Annotated in this window: 5 protein-coding genes; all 5 read left to right on the top strand. The window is 71.9% G+C overall.

From position 1 onward, the window contains the following. Positions 1-400 precede the first annotated feature (400 nt). The 5 genes from ACW0Q9_RS28715 to ACW0Q9_RS28695 all read left to right on the top strand — a co-directional run bounded on the left by ACW0Q9_RS28715 (position 401) and on the right by ACW0Q9_RS28695 (position 4,581). The gene (locus ACW0Q9_RS28715) at positions 401-1,090 is read left to right on the top strand and encodes an AAA family ATPase (RefSeq protein WP_456186602.1); all 690 of its coding nucleotides are present in this window, start codon (positions 401-403) and stop codon (positions 1,088-1,090) included. Between the two features lie 18 nt (positions 1,091-1,108). Then, positions 1,109-2,704 (top strand): VWA domain-containing protein, encoded by a 1,596-nt coding sequence (locus ACW0Q9_RS28710; RefSeq protein ID WP_456186600.1) that lies wholly within the window; start codon positions 1,109-1,111, stop codon positions 2,702-2,704. Positions 2,705-2,911: 207 nt separating this feature from the next. Then, positions 2,912-3,616, top strand: coding sequence for a DUF4192 domain-containing protein (locus ACW0Q9_RS28705; protein ID WP_456186598.1), 705 nt, complete (start codon positions 2,912-2,914; stop codon positions 3,614-3,616). 177 nt (positions 3,617-3,793) lie between these two features. Next, positions 3,794-3,997 carry a hypothetical protein gene (locus tag ACW0Q9_RS28700; RefSeq protein WP_456186596.1) on the top strand — a complete coding sequence of 68 codons (204 nt, stop codon included), beginning with the start codon at positions 3,794-3,796 and terminating at the stop codon, positions 3,995-3,997. A 68-nt stretch (positions 3,998-4,065) separates the two neighbouring features. Then, positions 4,066-4,581, top strand: coding sequence for a hypothetical protein (locus ACW0Q9_RS28695; RefSeq protein ID WP_456186594.1), 516 nt, complete (start codon positions 4,066-4,068; stop codon positions 4,579-4,581). The last annotated feature ends 1,118 nt before the right edge of the window (positions 4,582-5,699 follow it).

Raw genomic sequence — 5,699 nt, 5'->3', positions numbered from 1 at the left:
ATTCCCCGCCGCCAGCCGACGGCCGCCGGCCCGGCTACCTCTACCGGCAGGTCGCCGCTCACCTGGCCGCGCACCCCGATCAGGTGTTCAAGGTTGGGGAACTCACCGCGGCGATCGCCGCCCCGTCCACCGGGGCGGTGTTCGAAGCACTCAAGAAGATGGCGGCGGCTGGATACGCCACCCACACCAAGGGCCCACACCGCTTCCAAATCACCCAGGCCGGTATCGACGCCGCAGGGAATATGCCACCGCCCGCCCCGCGTACACCCCGCCAAGGACGTCGCGGGGCGGGTCGGCGGCAGCCGGTCACCCGCCCTAACGGGGACCTGTATTTCCCGCGCAAGCTCGCGGGGGCGACCGATGTGGACGTTCTGCGCCGGCTGCGCGAAAGCGTATACCGGTGCTGCTCTATGGCCCGCCCGGCACCGGCAAGACCGCCCTGGTCGAGGCCGCCTTCCCGGACCTGCTCACCGTCGCCGGAACCGGCGACACCGTCGTGGAGGACTTCCTCGGCAACTTCATCCCCCTCCCCGACGGCGGCTTCGAGTTCGTCTACGGGCCCCTCGTGACGGCTATGCGCGAGGGGCGGGCGTTGCTGGTCGACGACGCCACCCTCATCCCACCGAAGGTCCTCGCCGTGCTCTACCCCGCGATGGACGGACGGCGGGTCATCACCATCCCCGGCTACCGCAACGAACGCGTGGACGCCGCCGACGGCTTCTACGTCATCGCCGGCCACAACCCGGGCGTGCACGGCGCCATCCTCACCGAAGCTCTCGCCTCCCGGTTCGACGTGCACATCGAGGTCACCACCGACTGGGACCTCGCCCGCCACCTCGGTGTCCCCTCCCCCGCGGTGGCCGCCGCCGTCGCCCTCAACGGTGATCTGGCCGCCGGGCGGGTCAGCTGGGCGCCGCAACTACGCGAACTGCTCGGCTTCGCCCGCGTCCGCAAAACCCTCGGCCTGCCCGCCGCGGCCGCCAACCTCGCCAGCCGCGCACCTGAGGAGGACCGGGAGCAGGTTCTCGCCGCGCTGCGGCAGCACTTCGGCACCGAGATCACCCCGCTGACCCTCGGGAAGCAGCGCTAACCCCTGGACGGAGTACTGATGCCTCACACACATCACCTGCAGCCCGGCCCGACCCCACCCACTGGCGGCGACCCGGCCTGGCAGGAGTGGAGCGATGCCTGGACACGGCACATCCCGGTGCTGACCGGCCGCACCGATTTGACCGTCAACGTCGCCCCCGGCGCCGGCGGCGGCGCACCCGCCTGCTTCTACCCCGCAGCCGGCCGCATCGAAGTCGACGCCACCCACATCGGCGCCCCCGACGTCGCGAACCCCCGCCGCGCCGGCCACAAACGCCTCGTCCCGACCGCCTACGGGCTGCTCGTTCACGAAGCCGCCCACGCCGTCCACAGCCAGTGGAGTACCCCGCCCGGCACCCCGCCCGTCGTCGCCGCCGTCGCCGAACTGCTCGAGGAGTCCCGCATCGAGAACCGGCACCGCGCCCGCCGCCGAACGGACCGGCGGTGGCTGCGCCACACCGTCACCACACTGGTCAGCCCCGCCGACGCCCCCGTCGACGACCCGTGGCACGCAGGCCAGCTCGCCGGCCTGCTGCTGGCCCGGGTCGACGCCCGCATCATCACCGCCAAGGACATCAAGGGTGTCCGCGCCGCCGTCACCGCCATCCTCGGCCGCAAGCGGCTGCTGCAGCTACGCGACGTGTGGCGGCAAGCCCACACCGTCGGCGACACCGACGCCGAGGCGATGATCGACCTGGCGTGGCGGTGGTGCCAGATCCTCGGCATCGACCCCCGCCGCCAACCCGACACGCCCGCCGTCGACGCGGGCGTGTTCGCCGGTGTGCTCGCCCGGGCACTGGCGGACTACCTCGCCCACACCGCGGGGCTCACTCCCGCGCAGTATCGGGCGCAGCAGCTCACCGCCCGGTTCTCCGCGCCCACCACCTGGTCGCTGAGGGATCCCACCGACGGCGAACGCGCCGCCGCCCGCACCCTTGCCGCCCGGCTCCGGCGCGCCCGCACCCACCAGCCCGAACCCGACGTCCGGCCCAGCGTCACCCCGCCGGGACGGCTGCGCACCCGCCACGCCATCACCGCGAAGGCGCAGATCGCCGCCGGGACCATGCCGACGGCTACCCCATGGCAGCGCCGCGCTCAGGTGCCGTCGCCGAAGCCGACGCTGCACCTCGGGGTCATCGTCGATGCCTCGTTCTCCATGCACCCCTGGGCGGCGCCGATGTCGTCGGCCGGGTGGATCCTCGCCCACGCCGCCCGCGCCAATCAGGCGGTCACCGCCACCATCGCCTTCGGCAGCGACGTCACCCTGCTCGTCCCACCCCGCCAGCACCCTCAGCAGGTCCTCGAGCTGCGGGCAGACGGCGGCAGTACGGCGTTCACCGACGCGGTGAAGCTCGCCGACGAGCTGCTGCAGCTGCGCCAGCCCGGCCGGCTGCGGATGCTCACCGTCGTCTCCGACGGCGACCTACCCGACATCGCACCCGCCCAACGGCTGATCACCACCCTGCAGCGGGCCGGCTGCGCCGTGCTGTGGCTGCGCCCCGCCGACCTGCCCGGGCACACCTTCACCGACACCACCACCGTCACCGTGGCCGACCCCGTGCAGGCCATCGGCCACATCGCCGATGCCGCGGTCACCGCCCTCGACCACGCCTGACTCCTCCCGGCAGCCCGACGCGGGCCAGGCCGAACCGTGCCACCCCAGGGCTCGGATGTCGCCATGCCTCACCGGCTGGCCAGCAGGCCTGCGGATCCAATCCCGCCCCTCCATCGCCGTTGCCGGATACCGGCGCGACATTCGCGCACCCCTGGCACGGCCGATCGCCCCTGCCCGACTTCACCTCACCTAACGACAGGAGACACCATGTCCGACTTCAACCAGCTGCCGGTCGGCTCACCCGCCGACCTGCTCACCGCCGTGCCGTACCTACTGGGCTTCCACCCCACCGACAGTTTCGTCACCGTCGGCGTCGCCGGCACCCGGGTCGTCGTCGCAGGCCGCGCCGACCTTCCCGAACCCTCCCACGTCGCCGCCTGGATCGCGGGCATGGCCCGGTCGCACGTCCGGCTGCTGCGCCACGCCGCGGCTACCCGCGTCATCGTGATCGGCTACGGACCCGCCACCGCCGTCACCCCGGTCATGGACGCCATGACCCCACGCCTCACCGCCGCAGGTCTCGACGTCCTCGACGCCCTGCGGGTCACCGACGGCCGCTACTTCTCGTATCTCTGCCAGGACCCCGCCTGCTGCCCCACCGACGGGACGCCCTTCGACCCCCACCGCAGCGACGTCACGATGCACGCCATCGTCGCCGGCTGCCGAGCCCTGCCCGATCGGGCGGCGCTCGTCGCTAGCATCGCCCCGCCAGCGGGGCCGCCCGCGTCGCCGTCACCCGCGCCACCGCCGCGGCCCGCGCCCGCCGCCGCGCGCTGCTCGCCCAGCCACCGCCCGCTGACCGACCTCTCGTGCCGGTGCCTTGTCCGACCACACCCACGCCCAGGAAGGGGCACACCTACCCATGGCCCTGCATCTCTATTTCGACCTGACCCAGACGCTGCGGCTGGCTAAGCACGCCGTCGCCGCCACCGACCAGGCACCTTCGTTCACCGAGCACGAAGACCGCATCGCCTGCCCGGGCGCGCTTGTGTGGGTCCACGACCACGGCGTCTACCTGATGTCCAGCGGCCTGCCGCGTTTCGAGGATCCGAACCGGCCCGGCAGCAGCCTCGTCGTCTACGCCCACAGTTGGCACCCAGCACCGACGGCCACCGCCGCGACCCGGATCTCGGCGGCGACGACTTCGCCGAGCACCTGCACCTCACCGACCAGCCCACCCCGCTGATCACCAACCTGCGCACCGCCGCAGCCGCCGGCTACCCGTGGCTGCACCTGACCGTGCGCTCCGACACCTACGAGGTCCGGGTCACCCGGATCCGCCACCAGTCCTGACATCAGCCGATGGTCCGGCCGCCCGCCAGGGCGGCGGGACCCTTCCCGTTCTCGAGGAGCAACCTGCGATGACCACACCCGAGACGACGACGTCACCACCGACCCTGGAGTCGGTCCTACTCGAAGCCTGGAACATGTTCCACCCGGACCAACCAGCACCACTGGGATGGCTCACCCACACCACCGCCCAGATCCACGCTCACCTGCACAACCAACACATCCCGCCGCAGGCCCAGCCGCACGCCGCCGACACGTACACACTGGCCCACTTCCGCCGCGAGGTGTGGCGATCCCTGCGCGAGGCCGCCATTACCCACGACATCGACGCCGACGCCGCAGACCGGGTACTCACCGCACTGGATCTGCCAGCACTACCCCGCCGCTGGCAGGTCCGCCTCACCTTGTCCGTCCTCCTCGAGGTCACCGCTACCGGCCGTGAGGACGCCTTCGACGCCGCCGAAGCAGCCGTCGAAACCGCCCTCACCGCCGCAGAGGTGGGAGCGCGGTTCGAGTGGGACGGCAGCGAGCGTGACGGCGCCGAACCCGGCGATGTGGACCCTGCCGCGACGAACCGACCGAGCTGAGGTGAGCGCCGCGGCCTGCTGCACCGAGGACATCACAAAGCACCATCCGAAAGGAGATACGTACTCGCCGCCGCGATCGCCGACACCTGCCATGACTTACCGGCACCCGGGTCCGACCTCGCCCGCCGCGCCGAAACCGTCGGCGCCAGCTAACCGAACGTCCGCCGCGCCCTCGCTCCAGGAGCTGACGAGCCGGCACCCACCACCAAACCGATCGGTGTCCTGCAGGCCCACCGGCCGCCCTTGGATCCCCTGATCGCTCAGCACGTCAACCAAGATCTTCGCTTGCGGGCCCTGGTGCGCATCTGGCTGACTGAGCAGCAACTCCAGCAGCCGCCCAGGCCGTCCAGGTACGACGTCTCGCCGACGGCATACTCGCCGCGATCGACACCGACATCAGCCAGGGGATCATGCCCGCCGGCATCTGCTCCTTCGTCGACCTGCACCGCTATCTCGACGTCACCGACGACCTGATAAACGCCGGCGGCTCCTACGACGCCACCCAGGCAGACCGGCCTAGGTCTCGCCGCCGAGGTCCACGGCCTGGTCGTCGCTCGACTCCGCACACCCCGTCGCCCGTTCTATACCCACGGCACCTGCCATTTCGCCGCACACGACCACGCCACCGCCCACAGCCACGACGGCGCCGACCTCAACACGGCCGCGCCGATGCGCTCCCGGCACTGCGGCCAGCCCGCTGACCACGACCACAGTCTCGACGACTACCGGCACCACGGCCTGGCCGCACCGGACTGCTTCCTCATCCACCGCGACGACTAACCAAGGCCACCGAAACCCCTGTCGTCGGGGAAACGACTTGATCTGGGCGGAAAGTCGAGCGTCACTGCACCCGACCGCCGCCCCTGGCGAACCCGACAGCGACACCCCCACACCGCTGGCCAGGGGCGGCGGACACCATGAGCCGATCCCGTCGAAGGAGACAGCACGTCGTGCAACTGCCGCACCGCCACGCCGTGCCCCGCACCGTCACCGACGTCCTGCTGTGGCTGCTCGCCACCGACGTCGCCGCTGCCCACCAGGCACAGCCCGGCCAGCCGGACCGCTGCGCCAACCTGCGCTGCGCCGGCCGCCCATACCCGTGCCCGCCGGCTCGCGAC

Source organism: Micromonospora sp. I033 (genome assembly GCF_053890995.1).
This window is presented reverse-complemented; position numbering and strand designations above follow the sequence as displayed.